This window comes from Sphingomonas carotinifaciens, from assembly GCF_009789535.1.
In the GTDB taxonomy this organism is placed as follows: Bacteria; Pseudomonadota; Alphaproteobacteria; order Sphingomonadales; family Sphingomonadaceae; genus Sphingomonas; species Sphingomonas carotinifaciens.
The window spans coordinates 1,742,600-1,760,371 of the sequence record NZ_WSUT01000005.1 but is presented as its reverse complement, the minus strand read 5'-3'; the positions used below and the strand labels follow the sequence as shown (position 1 = coordinate 1,760,371).

At 68.6% G+C, this 17,772-nt stretch carries 14 protein-coding genes and 2 tRNA genes; 6 read left to right on the top strand and 10 right to left on the bottom strand.

The window, feature by feature from the left end:
- Window positions 1–121 precede the first annotated feature (121 nt).
- Genes GQR91_RS10400 through GQR91_RS10390 form a run of 3 tightly spaced genes read left to right on the top strand, consistent with a single transcriptional unit; the run spans window position 122 to window position 3,359 of the window.
- The gene (locus GQR91_RS10400) at window positions 122–1,372 is read left to right on the top strand and encodes an Nramp family divalent metal transporter (RefSeq protein ID WP_149681812.1); all 1,251 of its coding nucleotides are present in this window, start codon (window positions 122–124) and stop codon (window positions 1,370–1,372) included.
- A 23-nt stretch (window positions 1,373–1,395) separates the two neighbouring features.
- Window positions 1,396–2,373 (top strand): MDR/zinc-dependent alcohol dehydrogenase-like family protein, encoded by a 978-nt coding sequence (locus GQR91_RS10395; protein ID WP_311732253.1) that lies wholly within the window; start codon window positions 1,396–1,398, stop codon window positions 2,371–2,373.
- Window positions 2,370–3,359: a Gfo/Idh/MocA family protein gene (locus GQR91_RS10390; protein ID WP_149681813.1), complete on the top strand. Its 990-nt coding sequence runs from the start codon at window positions 2,370–2,372 to the stop codon at window positions 3,357–3,359. The genes GQR91_RS10395 and GQR91_RS10390 overlap by 4 nt, the downstream gene beginning before the upstream one ends.
- A gap of 60 nt (window positions 3,360–3,419) precedes the next feature.
- On the opposite strand, the gene GQR91_RS10385 is transcribed toward GQR91_RS10390, so the two are convergent.
- Both GQR91_RS10385 and GQR91_RS10380 read right to left on the bottom strand, forming a co-directional pair.
- Window positions 3,420–3,496: transfer RNA gene (locus GQR91_RS10385), tRNA-Arg, on the bottom strand.
- A gap of 30 nt (window positions 3,497–3,526) precedes the next feature.
- Window positions 3,527–3,603 (bottom strand) — tRNA-Arg (locus GQR91_RS10380).
- Window positions 3,604–3,686: 83 nt separating this feature from the next.
- Between GQR91_RS10380 and GQR91_RS10375 the strand changes: the two genes are divergently transcribed.
- Entirely contained in the window at window positions 3,687–4,196 is a 510-nt protein-coding gene (locus GQR91_RS10375) for a hypothetical protein (RefSeq protein ID WP_149681814.1), read from the top strand.
- 2 nt (window positions 4,197–4,198) lie between these two features.
- Here the strand turns inward: GQR91_RS10375 and GQR91_RS10370 are convergent, their stop codons facing one another.
- Window positions 4,199–6,388, bottom strand: a complete 2,190-nt coding sequence (locus GQR91_RS10370) for a fused MFS/spermidine synthase (protein ID WP_375781566.1) — start codon at window positions 6,386–6,388, stop codon at window positions 4,199–4,201.
- Window positions 6,389–6,444: 56 nt separating this feature from the next.
- Window positions 6,445–7,437: a porphobilinogen synthase gene (hemB, locus tag GQR91_RS10365; protein ID WP_112383556.1), complete on the bottom strand. Its 993-nt coding sequence runs from the start codon at window positions 7,435–7,437 to the stop codon at window positions 6,445–6,447.
- Between the two features lie 86 nt (window positions 7,438–7,523).
- Here hemB and GQR91_RS10360 point away from each other — a divergent pair, with 86 nt between their 5' ends.
- The gene (locus tag GQR91_RS10360) at window positions 7,524–8,381 is read left to right on the top strand and encodes a diacylglycerol/lipid kinase family protein (RefSeq protein WP_174236615.1); all 858 of its coding nucleotides are present in this window, start codon (window positions 7,524–7,526) and stop codon (window positions 8,379–8,381) included.
- 13 nt (window positions 8,382–8,394) lie between these two features.
- Here the strand turns inward: GQR91_RS10360 and GQR91_RS10355 are convergent, their stop codons facing one another.
- The 4 genes from GQR91_RS10355 to GQR91_RS10340 all read right to left on the bottom strand — a co-directional run bounded on the left by GQR91_RS10355 (window position 8,395) and on the right by GQR91_RS10340 (window position 14,880).
- Entirely contained in the window at window positions 8,395–9,852 is a 1,458-nt protein-coding gene (locus GQR91_RS10355) for an MATE family efflux transporter (protein WP_235903928.1), read from the bottom strand.
- A complete protein-coding gene (locus tag GQR91_RS10350) occupies window positions 9,849–10,745 on the bottom strand; it encodes a hypothetical protein (RefSeq protein ID WP_149681816.1) in 897 nt (298 codons plus the stop codon). The genes GQR91_RS10355 and GQR91_RS10350 overlap by 4 nt, the downstream gene beginning before the upstream one ends.
- A gap of 51 nt (window positions 10,746–10,796) precedes the next feature.
- Window positions 10,797–13,439: an alanine--tRNA ligase gene (alaS, locus tag GQR91_RS10345; RefSeq protein ID WP_149681817.1), complete on the bottom strand. Its 2,643-nt coding sequence runs from the start codon at window positions 13,437–13,439 to the stop codon at window positions 10,797–10,799.
- Window positions 13,440–13,587: 148 nt separating this feature from the next.
- Window positions 13,588–14,880 carry a M24 family metallopeptidase gene (locus GQR91_RS10340; RefSeq protein ID WP_149681818.1) on the bottom strand — a complete coding sequence of 431 codons (1,293 nt, stop codon included), beginning with the start codon at window positions 14,878–14,880 and terminating at the stop codon, window positions 13,588–13,590.
- 78 nt (window positions 14,881–14,958) lie between these two features.
- On the opposite strand from GQR91_RS10340, the gene GQR91_RS10335 reads away from it, so the two are divergent.
- The gene (locus GQR91_RS10335) at window positions 14,959–16,287 is read left to right on the top strand and encodes a dicarboxylate/amino acid:cation symporter (RefSeq protein ID WP_149681819.1); all 1,329 of its coding nucleotides are present in this window, start codon (window positions 14,959–14,961) and stop codon (window positions 16,285–16,287) included.
- A 6-nt stretch (window positions 16,288–16,293) separates the two neighbouring features.
- Here the strand turns inward: GQR91_RS10335 and GQR91_RS10330 are convergent, their stop codons facing one another.
- Window positions 16,294–16,917, bottom strand: a complete 624-nt coding sequence (locus tag GQR91_RS10330; RefSeq protein ID WP_112383520.1) for a glutathione S-transferase family protein — start codon at window positions 16,915–16,917, stop codon at window positions 16,294–16,296.
- The gene (locus tag GQR91_RS10325) at window positions 16,914–17,750 is read right to left on the bottom strand and encodes a class I SAM-dependent methyltransferase (protein ID WP_149681820.1); all 837 of its coding nucleotides are present in this window, start codon (window positions 17,748–17,750) and stop codon (window positions 16,914–16,916) included. Before GQR91_RS10325 ends, GQR91_RS10330 begins: the two co-directional genes overlap by 4 nt.
- Window positions 17,751–17,772: the final 22 nt, after the last annotated feature.

Below are 17,772 nucleotides of genomic sequence, written 5' to 3'. Positions count from 1 at the left end.
GTGATCCGATGTTATTTTGCTTCGCATGGCACGGTGTCATCGCGCTGCTGCAACCGGTGCCGGCACCCGCCGGACCCGGTCATGCAGGAGCGACGATGACCCATGAAGCGAGGCGTGCCTGATGGCGCGCAATCCCCTGCGCGTGCTTGGCACCGGCATCATCACCGGGGCGGCGGACGACGATCCTTCCGCGATCGGCACCTATGCCACCGCCGGCGCACGGTTCGGCCTGGGCTTTCTGTGGATCGCCCCCGTGCTGCTGCCGATGATGTATGTCGTCGTCTATGTCTCGGCCAAGCTGGGGCGCGTTTATGGCAAGGGACTGTTCGCCGCGGTGCGCGACCGGTTTCCGCGCTGGGTGCTGTATCCGCTCGTCGCCTGCGCCTTTACCGGCAATGTCATCGAGGCGGCGGCCAATCTGGGCGGGATCGGCGCGGCGCTGGCGCTGCTCGTCCCCGTGCCCGTTCCCGCCATCGTCGTGGGCGCGGCGGCGATCATCGTCGCCTTTCAGATCTTCGGCAGCTACGATCTGCTGCGCACCATCTTCCGCTGGCTGGCGCTTGCCCTGTTCGCCTATGTCGCGGCCGCGATCATGGCCCGGCCCGACTGGGGGGCGGTGCTGCGCGCGACGGTGATGCCACGGGTGACGATGGATGCCGAGTTCCTGGCGATGGTCGTCGCGTGCATCGGCACCTCCCTGTCCGCCTATATCTACACCTGGCAGTCCAATCAGGAGGTGGAGGAGCAGATCGCCGAGGGCAGAACGCGCTGGCGCCAGCGTTTCGGCGCCAGCCGCGGGGAGCTGGAGCGCACCCGCCGCGACGTCATCGTCGGCATGCTCTTCTCCAACGTCATCCTCTACTTCATCATCCTGTCGACCGGTGCGACGCTCCACCCCGCCGGCCAGACCGAGATCGAAAGCGCCGCACAGGCCGCCTCCGCGCTGGAGCCGCTGGCGGGTCCGGCTGCCAAATGGCTGTTCGCCGCCGGCGTGGTCGGCGTCGGTTTCCTCGCGGTGCCCGTCATGTCGACCGGCGCCGCCTATGATCTGGTACAGGGGGTCGGGCGCGAGGGGCATCTGAACGCAAAGGTCGGCGAGGCGAAGCTGTTCTACGCGGTGATCGTGCTGGTCACGATCGTCGCGGTGGCGCTCAACTTTCTCGGCTTCAATCCGATGCGGGCTTTGGTGTGGTCGGGGATCGTGCAGGGCTTTTCGGTGCCGCCGCTGCTGTGTGCGATGATGATCATGACCGGCGACCGGCGGATGATGGGCGCACGGCGCAACGGCTGGCTGACCACCATGCTCGGCTGGATCACGGTGCTGGTCACCTTTGCCGCGGCGATCGCCCTGATCGTCGCCTGGGCTTCATGATAACGAACGACAAGGAACAGATGGTGAGCGAGACGATGCAGGCCGCGATACTGGCCGCACCCGAACGGTTCGAGATGGTGGAGGTGGCCCGCCCCGAACCCGGACCCGGCGAGGTGCGCATCCGGCTGGAGGGCTGCGGCGTCTGCGCCTCGAACGTCGAGCCATGGGCCGGACAGCCCTGGTCCAGCTTCCCCGGCGAGGCGGGCGGCATGGGGCATGAGGGCTGGGGCATCGTCGACGCGGTCGGCCCGGGCGTGTCGGACGTGCACCCCGGCGACCGCGTCGCCACCTTGTCCTGCCACAGCTTCGCCGCCTACGACATCGCCGCCGCCGACGCGCTCGTCGTCCTGCCCCCCGCCCTCCACCGCCGCCCCTTCCCCGGCGAGCCCCTCGGCTGCGCGATGAACATCTTCCGCCGCTCCGACATCCGCCCCGGCCACACCGTCGCCATCGTCGGCATCGGCTTCCTCGGCGCGATACTCACCCGCCTCGCCACGGACGCCGGCGCCCGCGTCATCGCGATCTCGCGCCGCGACGAGTCGCTGGCGCTTGCCCGGCATTATGGCGCAGCGGAGACGATCCCGATGCACGACCACTGGGCGATCATCGAGGAGGTGAAGCGCCTGACCGGGGAGACGCTGTGCGACCGGGTGATCGAGGCGGTGGGCAAGCAGTGGCCGCTCGATCTCGCCAGCGCGATCACCGGCTTCGGCGGCAAGCTGATCGTCGCCGGCTATCATCAGGACGGGCCGCGCCAAGTGAACATGCAGGACTGGAACTGGAAAGGCATCGACGTCATCAACGCGCATGAACGCGATCCCGCGGTGCAGATGCGGGGCCTGCGCGAAGCGGTGGACGCGGTGGCGAGCGGCCGGATCGATCCCGCTCCGCTCTACACCCACCGCTATCCGCTCACGCAACTGGACGAGGCGATCGCCGCGACCCGCGACAAGCCGCAAGGGTTCGTCAAAGCATTGATAACGTTCGGAGACGCCGCATGAACCGCCCGCGTATCGGCTTTCTGGGGGTCGGGTGGATCGGGCGGCACCGGATGCAGGCGATGCTGGAGACGGGGCTGGTGGAGGCGGCGGCGATCGCCGATCCCTCGGCGGACATGATCGCCGAGGCGGCGAAGCTGGCGCCGGACGCCAGGCACGTGAACGGGCTGGAGGCGATGCTGGCGACCGGCGTCGACGGCGTCGTCATCGCCACGCCCAGCGCGCTTCATGCCGAACAGTCGATCGCTGCGCTGAATGCCGGCGCGGCGGTGTTCTGCCAGAAGCCGCTCGGCCGCGATGCCGCCGAGGCGGCCCGCGTGGTGGAGGCCGCGCGCGCCGCCGACCGGCTGTTGTCGGTGGACTTTTCCTACCGCTTCACCGCCGGCATGCAGGCGATCCGCGCCCTGCTGGCGGAGGGCGCGCTCGGCCATGTCCAGGCAGTCGATCTCGTCTTTCACAACGCCTATGGCCCGGACAAGCCGTGGTTCTACGACCGTGCGCAATCGGGTGGCGGTTGCGTGATGGATCTGGGAGTGCATCTGGTCGATCTGGCGCTCTGGGCGCTGGGCTTTCCCGAGGGCGATCCCGCGGTCACCGCGCAACTGTTCGCTGACGGGCGCCTGCTTCCCCCCGCAGCGGAGGCCGTCGAAGACTTCGCCACCGCCAGCATCGTGCTGCCCACCGGCACCGTCGTGCGCCTCACCTGCTCCTGGCGGCTCCATGCCGGTCGCGATGCGGAGATCAGCGCCGCCTTCTACGGCACGCATGGCGGCGCGGCGCTGCGCAACGTCGATGGTTCCTTCTACGACTTCGTGGCGGAGCGCTATCGCGGCACCCAGCGCGAAACGCTCCGCCAGCCGCCGGAGGAATGGGGTGGCCGCGCCGGCGCCGACTGGGCACGGCGCCTCGCCGGCGGTGCACGCTTCGATCCCGCCGCCGCGCAACTGGTCACCGTGTCGCGCATGCTGGACCGGATGTACGGCCGGTAATCGCAATAAGGCCCTTCCTGCGGCGCGGGAGGGGCCATTCGGTCGATGCTGTCTGGTGAATGGCGCGCCCGGAACGATTCGAACGTCCGACCCTCAGATTCGTAGTCTGATGCTCTATCCAGCTGAGCTACGGGCGCGCATGGGTCGCTTGGGACCTGTTTTTCCACTGGCGCGCCCGGAACGATTCGAACGTCCGACCCTCAGATTCGTAGTCTGATGCTCTATCCAGCTGAGCTACGGGCGCGCTGTGGAGGTGGGCTCTTAGAAGCGGGCGGAAACGAACGCAAGAGTGTTGCTCGACTTTCTTCACTTTTCTACGGACAAGGGATGATGCCGTCGCTCCGCCCCCTCGCCCTGGCTTTATCGCTCAGCCTGTCGCTCGCCGCCTGCGCAAAGGACGACACCGTCTATCCCTCGCTGGGCGTGCGCCCGGTCGAGAAACTGGGTTTCGCCGAGCCCGAGGTGAAGCCGGTGGAAATCCGCCCCGATCCGGCGCTCGACGCGCGCATCGCCGAATGGAGCCGCCAGTTGGATACCCTGGCCCGCGACTTCGACAGCGAAGCACGGCAGGTCGAGACTCAGGCGCGTGCGGCGCGTGGCCAGGCGGTCGGCAGCGAGCCCTGGCTGAACGCGCAGGCGGGATTGGCCCAACTGGACGATCGCCGCGCGCAACTCTCCGCGCTGGTCACCACGATCGACGAGGCCGCGATCGACCGTGCCGCGCAACTGGCGCCCGACTATCCCGCGCTGACCGCGCTCAAGACCCGCGCCGCCGCCGAGGGCACGCGGCAGAGCGCGACGATCGACCGCCTGCAAGCCGGGCTGCCCGCCGCCTGATCCTAGAACCCCCGGATCAGCGGCAGGATGGTCGAATAATCATCGGTCCACACCGGCACATGCCCGGTGTTCGCGATCGGCGCCCAGCCCGGATTGCGGTCGGCCAGCGTGTCGATCACCGCCCGGTCCCGCGACAGGGCGATCCACAAGGACGCCGATGCATCGGTATCCAGCGTGGAAGGATTGTAGTTCAACTGCATGGCATGCCATCCCCCGCTCTGGGCGGCGGCAGCGACCACGGGTTCGAGGTCGAGAAAGCGGTTGGAGATGTGGACGAGCAGCATGCCGCGGTCGGACAGGACGCGCGCATAGGTTTCGAACGCCTCGCGCGTCATCAGATGCATCGGAATGGCGTCGGACGAGAAGGCGTCTAGCGCGAGCAGGTCCAGGCTGTCGGGTGCGGCCTGCGCCAGGCTGATCCGCGCATCGCCCAGCAGGATCGTCGGCCGCGGCAGGCAGCGTGACAGATAGCTGAACTGCCCGGTATCGCGCGCGATACGGATGACGGCGGGATCGATCTCGTAGAAGCGCCAGCTCTGCCCCGTCCGGGCGTAACAGGCGAGCGTTCCCGTCCCCAGCCCGACCACGCCTATACGCGCGCCGGCGCCGTACAGGGTCGGCGCCAGCAGCATCGCCTGCCCCACGCCGGAGCCGGGCGCGTAATAGGTCGTCGGCTGCCGCTCGCGCGCCGGCGATCCGCGAAGCTGCACCCCGTGCACGGTGGTGCCGTGATCCAGCTCGCGCCGGTCGGGGCGGATATTGACCGTGTAGACGCCGAAATAGCTGCGCGTCCGCGCGCCGGCATCCAGGCTGAGCGCGATGGCGCGGTAACCGCCGAACACGACCAGCGCACTGGCGAGCAGCAGGACATAGCCCGCACGCGCGCCGATCGTCAGCAGCCCGAGCGTTGCCAGCATCAGAAAGGCGATACCGTTCGCCGCCCCGGTCAACCCGTCGGCACGCAGCACCGCCACGTTGATGCCGACACCCAGGATCAAAGCCAGCCCGATCAGCATGGCACGGCCATGGCGTGCCCATAGCCGGTGGATCGGCACCGCCAGGAACTGTTGCGGCACCAGCATCCCCGCCGCCAGGATCAGCAGCGGATATTCATAGGTCCAGTCGAACAGCACGGGCGCCAGCAGCCCGGCGAACACCCCGCCCAGCGCCCCGCCCGCCGACATCGCCAGATAGAATCCGGTCAGCCGGTCCGGCGCCGGTCGCGCGCGGAACAATGCGGTGTGCAGCGCCACCGACACCATGAACAGCAACAGCAGTGCGATGCCCGCGTTGAAATAAGGTCGCTGGTGATAGCCCGCCATGATGACGCCGCCGAACAGCAGCAGCGTCACCGGCGCGATCCGCGTGACCATGTCGGCCGCGCCGCGCCGCGCGGCGAAGGCGATGGTGAAGCTGAGCAGGTAGAGCCCCAATGGCAGCACCCACAACAGCGGCATCGCGACGATGTCGGTGGTGATATAGGTGGAGGTCGCGAGCATCAGGCCCGAGGGGACCAGCGACAGCGCGATCCAGTAGGCGATACGGCGCGGCGTGGCCGGCGGCGTGACCGCATGTTGCGCCTCCGCCACCGCGCGCGGCGGCAGGCGCAGCGCACAGGCGGCGACAAGCAGCACCAGCGCGCCGTAGCCGATCGTCCAGACCAGACTCTGCCCCTTCAGCGCCAGCGAAGGTTCCACCAGCAGCGGATAGGCGATCAGCCCGCCGAAACTGCCGAGATTGGACGCGGCATAAAGCGCATAAGGGTCCCGCCCGCCGCTCGCCGCGGCGAACCAGCGCTGGATCAGCGGCGCCTGCGCCGACACGGCGAAGAACAGCGGCCCGATCGACAGGCCGAGCAGCCACGGCACCCACACGGCGGGATCGGCATCGGCCGGCGGATCGCCCGCGACCAGCCCGATCGGCAGCCACAAGGCCGCGATCGCCAGCAGTCCCAGATGGATGCTCGCCTGCACCCGCGGCCGGAACCGCGCCAGCCCGTGCGCATAGGCATAGCCGCCCAGCAACAGCGCCTGATAGACCAGCATCGCCGAGTTCCATACGGCGGGTGCCCCGCCCAGCCGGGGCAGCGCCATGCGCGCCACCATCGGCTGGACCAGGAACAGCAGGAACGATCCCGCCAGGATCGTCGCCACGAACAGCGCGTGCACCGGCCGCGACATGGCGGTGGTCATGGGGGCGGGATCTGCGGCGGCGTCCGCCACCGACACGCCCGCCACAGGCGTCTCGCTCACGCGCCGAGCAGCCGCGCGGCATGCGCCGCATGATAGGTCAGCACCCCCGAACACCCGGCACGCTTGAATGCCATCAGCGTCTCCAGCACCAGCGCGTCGCGGTCCATCGCGCCGACGGCGGCCGCCGCCTCGATCATCGCATATTCGCCAGACACCTGATAGGCGAAGACCGGCACCTGGAACTCGGACTTCACCCGCAGGATGATGTCCAGATAGGGCAGGCCCGGCTTCACCATCACGCTGTCCGCGCCCTCGCCCAGGTCCAGCGCCACCTCGCGCAGCGCCTCCTCGGCATTGGCGGGGTCCATCTGGTAGGTCTTCTTGTCGCCCTTCAACAGCCCGCGGCTGCCCACCGCATCGCGGAACGGACCATAGAAGACGCTGGCATATTTGGCGGCGTAGGACATGATCTGGACATTGTGGAAGCCCTCGGCCTCCAGCGCGCCGCGGATCAGGCCGATGCGGCCGTCCATCATGTCGGACGGCGCAATGATGTCGGACCCGGCGCGCGCCTGGGTCAGCGCCTGCTGCACCAGCGCGTCGGCCGTCCTGTCGTTCTCCACATAGCCCGCGGCATCGACCAGCCCGTCATGACCATGCGTGGTATAGGGATCGAGCGCGACATCGGTCAGCAGGCCGATCTCGGGCACCGCATCCTTGATCGCGCGGATGGCGCGGCACATCAGATTGTCGGGGTTCAGCGCCTCCTCGCCCGCATCCGAACGCAGCTCCGGCGGCGTGTTGGGAAACAGCGCCAGGCACGGAATGCCCAGGTCCCGCGCCTCACGCGCCCGCGCCACGATGCCGTCCAGCGACCAGCGGGACACGCCCGGCAGGCTGGCGACGGGCTCCTCCACCCCCTGCCCTTGCGTGATGAACAACGGCCAGATCAGATCGGCCGGGGTCAGGACGGTTTCGGCATGGAGCCGGCGGCTCCACCCCGAGGCGCGCGTACGGCGCAGGCGAAGCGCAGGATAGGCGGCGGTCATCGTCATGCTTTGCGGGATCGCGGAGCACTTGCCAAGCGTTGCGCGCCCGAAAGGAATTGGTCTTGAGGGAAATCCGGTCGGCCGCGATGGTCGTCAATGCCAAGTCCCGCAAGGGGCAGAAGCTGTTCAAGCGCGCCTGCGAGGCGATGTCCGGCCTGCCTTATCAGGTAGATGCCCGCGCGGTGGACGACCCCAAGAACCTGGAACGGGTGGTCAGGGACGTATTGTCGGCCAAGCCCGACCTGCTGATCCTGGGCGGCGGCGACGGGACGATCAGCGGGCTCGTCGACCTGATGGTCGGGCATGACGTGATCCTGGGCGTGCTGCCGCTCGGCACCGCGAACAGCTTTGCCCGTTCGCTGAACATCCCGCTGACGGTCGACGGCGCGATCGACGTGATCCGGAACGGCGCGCCCAGGCGGATCGATCTGGGCATGATCGACAAGGATTACTACGCCAATTGCGCGGCGATGGGCATCAGCCCCAAGATCGCCGAGACGGTGCCGCACAATCTGAAAAAGGTGTTCGGCCGCGTCGGCTATCTCGGCTGGGCGGCGTACCAGTTCATGCGGTTCCGGCCGTTCACCCTGATCGTCGGCGAAGGCGCGAGTGCGGAACGGCTGCGCGTGGTGGAGGTGCGCATCTCCAACGGGCCCTATCATGGCGGCACCGAACTGGTGGAATCGGCCTCGGTCGATTCGGGCGAGATCGTCGTGCAGGCGGTGTGCGGCCATGTAAAACGCCGCCTGATCGCCAACTGGACGGCCAGCATCTTCCGCAGCGAGGCGCGCAAGGAAGAGGTGCGCGAGTTCCGGGCCAAGTCCCTGCGCATCGATACCGAACCGCGCCTGCCGATCTCCATCGACGGCGAGGTGCTCGCTCGTACCCCCGTCACCGCCAAGGTCGCCCCCGGCATCATCGAGGTGATGGCACCGCGCGACTGACGGCGCGCGCAGGTCAGCCGACCGGCATCTTCTTGGCGGTCGGTTCCTCGCAGGCCATGGCCTGCTCCTCGGCCTCGGGCGGCGCGAGCGGCCTGCCCTTTTTCCAGTTGCCGTGCCGGTAATAGCCGATGGTCATCACCATCGACGCCAGCGAGCCCGCCGGAAAGCTCCACCAGATCGCATCCGCCCCCCAGGCGGGGGTCAGCGCATAGGCCAGGCCGAGGCGCACCGGGAACAACGCCACCGCCAGGATGACGAGCGGCGCCACCACTGCGCCGTTCGCACGCATCGTGGCGGACAAGACGATCGATACGCCGAACAGGATGAAGCTGGCCGATCCGATCAGGTTGATCCGCGTCGCCGCCCCCACCGCATCGCCGTCGCTGCCCAGGAACAGCCACAGCACGTGCCGGTCGGCGGCCGCGACCGCCGCGACCAGGCCGCCGGTCAGGATCAGGTTCAGGATCACGCCGGACCGGTTGACCCGCTCCACCCGGTCCCAGCGGCCGGCGCCGATATTCTGCGCCACCATCGCGCTGACCGCGCCGCCCACCGCCATCGCGGGCATCTGGATATAGGTCCATAGCTGGCTGGCCGCGCCGTAAGCGGCGGTGATCGTCGTTCCCTGGCGATTGACCAGCCCGATCATCGCCAGCGCCGATCCGGTCGCGACCAGCATCTGCAACCCCATGGGTATCCCCTTGGTGACGAGCGGCTTCAACAGCGCAGGGTCCGGCCGCAGGTAGCGCCATTCAGCCCCCCGCAGGCGCACGACCAGATCGCGGCGATAGACGAAGACCAGCATCGCCACGAAGGACAGCGTGTTGGCGATCACCGTGGCAAGCGCCGAGCCGGTGATGCCCAGTTCCGGGAACGGCCCGACCCCGACGATCAGCAACGGGTTCAACCCGGCATCCAGCACCGCGCCGAGCGCGAGGAACTTCAACGGGGTGATCGCATCGCCGGTGCCGCGCAGCGCCATGCTGACCAGCACCGACAGGAACCCGGTCGGCATCGAGACGAAGATGACCCGCAGATAGGCCAGCGCCAGCGGATAGGCCTCCGCCGGCGTGCCGAGCGTCGTCAGGATCGCAGGCGCCGCCAGCCACCCGGCGACCGCCACCAGCGTCGACAGCACCGCGAACAGCCCCAGCGTGGTGCCGAACACGCGGCGCACCCCCTCGATATCGCCGCGCCCGGCGGCCTGCCCGATCATGATCGTCGCCGCCATGCCGAAGCCGAACACCGCCGACACCAGCAGGAACAGCACCAGATTGGCGTTCGTCGTCGCCGCCAGCGCGCGTTCGCCCAGAAACTGGCCGATCCACACCGCATTGATCGATCCGTTGATCGACTGCAGGATGCTGGAGCCAAGCGTCGGCAGCGCGAAGAGCAGCAGCGAGCGGCCGATCGGCCCGCTCGTCAGGTCGCGCTGCCCCGGGCGGGCGCCGGGTCGGCCGGTTGCATTCAAGGGCCTGCGTCCTCCTTGATCATTTCCTCGCCGATCGCGCGCGCCATGCCCCCGATCTGGAATCCGGGGAGCTGATTGGGCGCCCCGCTATAGACGCCGCGCAGATAGCCGCGGTCGAAGGCGGTCATCTCGACCGGCGCCACCACGCCTTCGTCGAACAGCGACAGGATCGTTGCGGCATCCCCTTTGCGCCGCGGCTTCGTCTCGGCAAAGGCGCGCATCGCGGCATAGTCGGCGATCTGCGTCACCAGCTTGCCCGCCACCGCCTTGCGCTCGATGATGACGACGGAGGACAGCATGTCCTGCCGGATCGGCAGAGCGGTGCGCGTCGCGGTCGACACCTTCAGTTGCGGCACGTCGCCCGGAAAATCGACCGCCATCCGGTCCCCGTCGCGCGAGCGGGTTTCCACCGCGCTCCACGCATAGACCGGCCCCGGCTCCTTCAACAGCGCCTTGACCTCGTAATAGGACAGGCTGCGCATCAGGCCGGAGGTGCGCTTGGCGATCCGCTCCACCCCGGCATGGCTGTCGTCGATGAACAGCACCAGCACGTTGGGAGAGCACGTCGCCTTGCCGTTCATCGGCACGCGGGCCGCTTCGGCCACCTGCACCATCCGGTCCAGGATCGCGGCACCGGTATCGGCGCCAAGGCCCATCGTGCCCAGGCAGACGGGCTCGATGAACCGCGCCAGCGGCTTGTCGAAGCCGGGATGGCCGGCCACGCCATCGACCTGCCGGCGCAGTTCGGCCTTGTCCGGCGCACGCCGGCCGGTGACGACCAGTTCGTCGCTCTTCGGCGGTGCCGGCGCATTCGGGGGCGCGGCCGGGGGCGCGGTTTGCGCCACCGCTCCCGCCGCCCACAGGCCGATCAATCCCAACGTCCAGTGCCGCATCCCACCTTCTTCCCGAAAGGCGTCCGCGGACCTGCGGACGTCAGACCATCCTCACCCCGCCAGCGCCTCCCGCACGGCATCCAGCGCCTCGGTGGCCTTGGCGCCGTCCGGCCCGCCGCCCTGCGCCATGTCGGGCCGGCCACCGCCGCCCTGCCCGCCCAGCGCCGCCACGGCCCGGCGCAGCAGATCCACCGCGTTGAGGCGACCGACGACATCGTCGGTCACACCGACCGCCACCGAAGCGCGGCCATCGTTCACCGCGACCATCACCGCCACGCCGGAGCCTAGCCGCTGCTTGGCCTCGTCCACCGCGCCGCGCAGCCCCTTGGCCTCGAACCCGTCGAGCACCTGTCCGATGAACGCCACGTCGCCGATCTGCTCCGGGCCGACCGGGCCAGCGGCACCGCCGCCCATCGCCAGCACCTTCTTCGCCTCGGCCAGTTCGCGCTCCAGCCGGCGCCGCTCCTCGATCAGCGCGGCGACGCGCGCGGGCACATCGTCTGGCGCCGTCTTCAGCGCGGTCGCCGCCTCGCGCAGCTTCTCGTCGCGCGCCGAGAGATAGCTGCGCGCCGCCTCGCCGGTCAGCGCTTCGACACGGCGCACGCCGCTCGACACCGCGCCCTCCGACACGATCTTGAACAGCCCGATCTCGCCCAGCGCGCCGACATGCGTGCCGCCGCACAGTTCGATGGAATAGGTGCCGTCGGCATCCTCGCCCATCGACACGACGCGAACCTCGTCGCCATATTTCTCGCCGAACAGCGCCATCGCACCCATTGCGATCGCATCGTCCGGGGTCATCAGCCGGGTGGTCACCGATCCGTTGCCACGCACCTGCGCATTGACCGCCGCCTCGACGACCGCGATGTCCTCGGCGCCCACCGCGACCGGCTGCGAAAAGTCGAAGCGCAGCCGCTCGGGCGCGACCAGCGAGCCCTTTTGCGCGACATGGCTGCCCAGCCGCTCGCGCAGGGCTTCGTGCAACAGGTGCGTCGCGGAATGGTTGGCGCGGATCTGCGCGCGGCGTGCGACATCGATCGCCAGCTTGACGGGATCGCCGACCTTGATCTCGCCCGCCTCGACCTGGGCGTGATGCACGAACACCCGGCCAAGCTGCTTGGACGTATCGGTAACGGCGGCGCGCAGGCCGGCATCGTTGGAGATGGTGCCGGCATCGCCGACCTGACCGCCGCTCTCGCCGTAGAAGGGCGTCTGGTTGACGACGATCGCCACCGTATCGCCGGTGGTCGCACGATCGACGCGCGCACCGTCCTTGATCAGCGCCAGCACCTCGCCCTCGCCGGTGTCGGAGGCATAGCCCAGAAACTCGGTCGACCCGGTTTCCTCGGCGATGTCGAACCACAGGTCGTCCGACGCCTTGGCGCCCGATCCCTTCCATGCGGCGCGCGCGGCACGCTTCTGCTCGGCCATCGCCGCATCGAAGCCGGCGCGGTCGACCGACAGGCCTTGCGCGCGCAACGCATCCTCGGTCAGGTCATAGGGGAAGCCATAGGTGTCGTAGAGCTTGAACGCGGTCTCGCCGGCCAGCGTCGCGCCCTCGTCCATGCCCGCGGTCGCCTCGTCGAGCAGCTTCAGCCCCTTGTCCAGCGTCTGGCGGAACCGGGTCTCCTCCTGCCGCAGCGTCGCCTCGATCAGCGGCTGCGCACGGAACAGCTCCGGGTATGCCGCGCCCATTTCGGTGATGAGCGCGGGCACCAGCCGGTGCATGAGCGGCTCCTTGGCGCCCAGCAGGTGCGCATGGCGCATCGCGCGGCGCATGATCCGGCGCAGCACATAGCCGCGCCCCTCATTGGCGGGCAGCACGCCGTCCGCGACCAGGAAGCCCGCCGAGCGCAGATGGTCGGCGATGACGCGGTGACTCGCCATCTGCGCGCCTTCCGCCCTGGTGTGGGTCAGATCGCACGACGCCGCGATCAGCGCCTTGAACGTGTCCGTGTCGTAATTGTCGTGCACGCCCTGCAACACGGCCGCGACGCGCTCCAGCCCCATGCCCGTGTCGATCGACTTCTTGGGCAGTTCGCCGATGATCTCGTTGGCTTCCTGCTCATATTGCATGAAGACGAGGTTCCAGATCTCGACAAAGCGGTCGCCATCCTCCTCCGGGCTGCCGGGAGGGCCGCCATAGATATGCTCACCGTGATCGTAGAAGATTTCCGAGCACGGCCCGCACGGCCCGTTTTCCCCCATCACCCAGAAATTGTCCTTGGTGGGGATGCGGATGATCTTGTGGTCGGGAAGTCCCGCGATCTTCTTCCACAGGTCGAACGCCTCGTCGTCGGTGTGGTAGACGGTGGCGGTCAGCTTCTCGGCGGGAATGGCCCATACCTTGGTCAGCAGCGTCCAGGCATGGGTGATCGCCTGTTCCTTGAAATAATCACCGAACGAGAAATTGCCCAGCATCTCAAAGAAGGTGTGGTGCCGGGCGGTGTAGCCGACATTGTCCAGATCGTTATGCTTGCCACCGGCGCGGACGCATTTCTGCGAGCTGGTGGCGGTCGAATAAGGCCGCGATTCCAGGCCGGTGAACACGTTCTTGAACGGCACCATGCCCGCATTGACGAACATCAGCGTCGGGTCGTTCTGCGGCACGAGCGGCGCGGACGGCACGATCTGGTGCCCCTGTTCACCGAAATAGTCGAGAAAGCCGCGGCGGATGTCGTTGGTCGAGGTCATGGGACAGCGGCTTAGAGGCTGTTTGAAAACGTGCCAAGGCACGTTTTGCGGTGCCCGTCGGGACGCGCCCGTGCCCTTGGCGGCGGGCCCCTTCCCGCTCCCACCGGGAAAGGAAAGGAGCGGCAAATCCGCGCAAGGGTGAGGGCGATCAGCGCGGCGCGTTCGCCGGCGGCAAACGATGCCCGCCCAGCGGCTGGTCCAGGTCGTGTGGCGGCTGGCTGAACCAGCGCGGCCCCGCCTCGGTCATGTAGAAGCAATCCTCCAGCCGGACCCCGAACTTGCCCGGCAGGTACAGCCCCGGCTCGTCCGAAAAGCACATGCCGGGCGCCAGCGGCGTCGCCTCTCCGCGCACCAGATTGACCGGTTCGTGCCCGTCCATGCCAATGCCGTGCCCGGTCCGGTGCGACAGGCCCGGCAGCTTGTAATCCGGGCCATATCCCAGCTTTGCGTAAAAGCGCCGCACCGCATCGTCCACCTGCCCGGCGGCCAGGCCCACTTTGGCGGTCGCAAAGGCCAGTTGCTGCGCCTGTGCCACCTGTTCCCACACGGTGCGCTGCGCCTTGCTGGCGGTGCCGTGCACCCAGGTGCGCGACACGTCCGACTGATAACCCTGCACGGTGCAGCCGCAATCCATCAGCACCACCTGCCCCTCACCCACCCGGTGGACCTGTTTCGATCCGTGGGGATAGGCCGATGCCTCGCCGACCAGCACCAGGCTGAACTCCGGACTGCCGCCCAGCGCGCGCGTCGCGGCGTTCATCAGCGCGGCGATATCCGGCCCGGTCATTCCCGCCTCCACCCGCGGAAAGACGAAGCGATACGCCGCCATCGTCACGTCCGTCGCCATCTGCATCAGCGCGATCTCGGCCGGCGTCTTCACCATCCGGCACCCGCGCACCACCGGATTGGCGGACACCAGCTTCGCCTCCGGCAGCGCCCGCGCCAGCCCGTCGAACGCGAAGAAGCGCGCCGTTTCCTCGATCCCGATCGTGCCCGCCGCCAGCTTGCGGTCGCGCAAGTAACCGGCGACCATCGCCAGCGGGTCCTGATCCTCCTGCCACACCCGCACCTCCGCCGGCACGCCCAGCGTTTCGCGGACCGACGGCTCTTCGAAGAACGGCGTGACGATGCACGGCGGCCCCTCCACCGGCAGCACCGCCGCGGTCAGCCGCTCGCTCCGCCCCCAGCGGACGCCGGTGAAATAGACCAGCGACGATCCCGGCTCGATCAACACCGCGCCGATCCCGTTCGCGCGCATCAATCCTTGCGCCCGCGCCAGCCGACCGGCGCGCTCCGCCGCATCGATCGGCCTGGCCCTGCCCGTCATGTCGCGCAGCGTCGACAGGTCGGTGTCGGCCGCGCGCACCAGCCCCGGTCGGGCGAGCAGCGGCAGGGTGGCGGCACCGGCGATCAGCGTCCGGCGGGAAAGAACAGCGGGCATGGCCCAAGCGATACGGTTCTTGACCGCAGCCCCGCAATCCCCTTGGTAGCGGGCCTGTATTTCCGGGGAGCGTGTATCTTGGCGAAGCGGTTGACGCGGTTCATCCTTCTGGGGCTGGTTCTCGGCCTCGTCGTCGGCTGGGCGATCAATGCGGGACTGTCGGACGGGACACCGGCCTCGGCCGCGCGGCTGAAGGCGATCGCCGGCTGGTTCTCGGTGCTGACCACGATCTTCCTGCACCTTATCAAGATGATCATCGCGCCGCTCGTCTTCGGCACGCTGGTGGTCGGCATCGCGCATATGGGCGACACCGGCGCGCTCGGCCGCGTCGGGCTGAAGTCGCTCTTGTGGTTCGTCAGCGCCAGCCTGTTGTCGCTGACCCTGGGGCTCATCCTCGTCAACCTGCTGCAACCCGGCGTCGGGCTCAACCTGCCGCTTCCCCCCGCCGGCCAGGGCAGCGGTCTCGACAAGACCGCGTTCGATGCCGCCAAGGTCATCACCCACATCTTCCCGACCTCGATCATCGACGCGATGGCGACCAACGACATCCTCCAGATCGTCGTCTTCTCCGTCTTCGCCGGCGTCGCCATCACCGCGGTGGGCGAGCGTGCCGCGCCGCTGGTGAAGGCGGCCGAGGCGCTGGTCGCGGTCATGCTCCAGATCACCGACTATGTTATGCGCTTTGCCCCCGTTGCGGTGTTCGCGGCGGTGGCGGCGACCCTGGTGGAACAGGGGCCCGGCGTGATCGGCCGCCTCGCCTATTTCATGGGTTCGGTCTATGTCGGCCTTGCGGTGCTGTGGGCGGTGCTGATCGGCATCGCCTTCCTTCTCGTCGGCCCGCGCATCCGCCTGCTGCTGCGCTATGTCCGCGACCCGGCGCTTCTCGCCTTCTCCACCGCCTCCTCCGAGGCCGCCTTCCCCCGCACCCTGGAGGCGCTCGACCGGTTCGGTGTACCGCCGCGCATCGCCAGTTTCGTGCTGCCGCTCGGCTATTCGTTCAATCTCGACGGTTCGATGATGTACATGACCTTCGCGTCGCTGTTTATCGCGCAGGCCTACGGCATCGACCTGACGCTCGGCACGCAGATCGCGATGCTGCTGACATTGATGATCACGTCCAAGGGGATAGCGGGCGTGCCGCGTGCCAGCCTGGTGGTGATCGCCGCCACGCTGGCACAGTTCGACCTCCCCGAGGCCGGACTCCTCCTCGTCCTCGCCATCGACCACTTCCTCGACATGGGCCGCTCCGCCACCAACGTCCTCGGCAACGCCATTGCCGCCACCGTGGTGTCGAAATGGGAGGGCGGGCTCGATCCGCTGGAGCCCGCCGAGATCGAACCGCTGCACGCGCCATCCGGCCACGGCCCCGCCAAGGACGTCGACAGCTTCCGCGATATCGGTCGCTAGAGGCGGTCAGGCGAAGGTGTAGGGGCCGCCCTTCGCCAACGCCGCCTGATAGGCGGGCCGGGCATGGATCTTGTCCAGCCACGCCATCGTCGCCGGGCGGCTTTCGTTCAGGCCGCCACGCTTGCGCGCCGCTTCCAGCGGGAAGCTCATCATGATGTCCGCCGCCGTCATCTGGTCGCCGGCAAACCACGGGCGCCGCGCCAGCTCCGCCTCCACATAGTCCAGATGCCGGTCCAGCATCGGCTGCACCCGCTTGATCGCGGCCTTGCCCATCAGCGGGATGCGCCCGAGCACCAGCAGCAGGAGCAGCGGCGGCATCAGCGAGCCTTCCGCATAGTGCAGCCAGAAGCGATAGCGCAGCGCCGCCTCGCGGTGCGACGGCGCGCCCAGCCGCCCGTCCGCCTTTTCCACCAGATATTCGGCGATCGCCCCGGTTTCCGCCACGACCGCGCCATCATCCTGGATCACCGGCGACTTGCCCAGCGGATGCACCGCGCGCAATTCACGCGGCGCCAGCATCGTCTTGGGGTCCCGTTCGTACCGTTTCACCTCATAGGGCAGCCCCAGTTCCTCCAGCATCCACAGGATGCGTTGCGAGCGGCTGTTTTCCAGATGATGGACGACGATCATGCGGCCTCCCCTGCTGTCGCGGTCCAGATCCAGATGGCCGCAGTGAAATCGATCGCCCCGTCCACGACGCGCGGATGGAGCAGGGAGCGCAAACGCGCTTCCAGCGCATAACGCTCCGCCGGGGCCGCATTGGCAAGCGGCGTCGCCGCCGGCCCGATCCGCGCGAAGAAGCCGAGTGCGTCCTCCACCGCATCGTCTCCGCCGCCGACGCGGTAGGCGACGTCATGCGCCGCCGCGCGGATGTCGGCCCAACCGGCCTGGCCAAGCATGTCCTGCGTAAACGCGCGATCGGCCAACCCGAACGGGCCGGGCGCATAGCCAGTGGCCACAGCCGGCCCGCCGCCCACCGCCGCGTCGAGCGCCACCGCCCAGTCATTCTCCGCCCGCGCCCGGAAGCAGGAAAAGACCAGCGGCTTGCCTGGCCGCATCGCCGCGCGCATGCGGGTAAAGGCCGTAGCCGGATCGTCGAAGAACATCACGCCGTGACGCGACACGATCAGGTCGAGCGGCGCCAGCGTCGGCAGGACCGCCAGCGCGTCGCCCTCGGCAAAGGCGACATTGCCATGTCCTTCACCACGTTCCCGAGCCGTGCCGAGCAGATCGGGCGAAAGGTCGATCCCGGTGACCCGCAGATGCGGTCGTGCCGCGGCAAGCGCCAGCGTCGTGCTGCCCGCGCCGCAGCCGATATCGACGGCATGGCCGCTTTGTGGCGCAACCGCCGCGATCGCCGCATCCAGCCGCTCGGCCACGCTCGCCAGCGCGCGATCGGTCCGGCGCCATTCCTGTGCCCATACCCGACCCACACGGGACTGCCATTCGGATCGTCCGGTCATGCGCTGCATTCTCCTGTCAGGC

Bases quoted from the DNA above. Each gene is read 5' to 3' on its own strand.
- GQR91_RS10390 (WP_149681813.1), top strand. From the start codon at position 2,370: ATGAACCGCCCGCGTATCGGCTTTCTGGGGGTCGGGTGGATCGGGCGG.
- alaS (WP_149681817.1), bottom strand. From the start codon at position 13,439: ATGACCTCGACCAACGACATCCGCCGCGGCTTTCTCGACTATTTCGGT.
- hemB (WP_112383556.1), bottom strand. From the start codon at position 7,437: ATGACCGCCGCCTATCCTGCGCTTCGCCTGCGCCGTACGCGCGCCTCG.
- GQR91_RS10360 (WP_174236615.1), top strand. From the start codon at position 7,524: ATGGTCGTCAATGCCAAGTCCCGCAAGGGGCAGAAGCTGTTCAAGCGC.
- GQR91_RS10340 (WP_149681818.1), bottom strand. From the start codon at position 14,880: ATGCCCGCTGTTCTTTCCCGCCGGACGCTGATCGCCGGTGCCGCCACC.
- GQR91_RS10325 (WP_149681820.1), bottom strand. From the start codon at position 17,750: ATGACCGGACGATCCGAATGGCAGTCCCGTGTGGGTCGGGTATGGGCA.
- GQR91_RS10350 (WP_149681816.1), bottom strand. From the start codon at position 10,745: ATGCGGCACTGGACGTTGGGATTGATCGGCCTGTGGGCGGCGGGAGCG.
- GQR91_RS10400 (WP_149681812.1), top strand. From the start codon at position 122: ATGGCGCGCAATCCCCTGCGCGTGCTTGGCACCGGCATCATCACCGGG.
- GQR91_RS10375 (WP_149681814.1), top strand. From the start codon at position 3,687: ATGATGCCGTCGCTCCGCCCCCTCGCCCTGGCTTTATCGCTCAGCCTG.
- GQR91_RS10370 (WP_375781566.1), bottom strand. From the start codon at position 6,388: ATGACCACCGCCATGTCGCGGCCGGTGCACGCGCTGTTCGTGGCGACG.
- GQR91_RS10330 (WP_112383520.1), bottom strand. From the start codon at position 16,917: ATGATCGTCGTCCATCATCTGGAAAACAGCCGCTCGCAACGCATCCTG.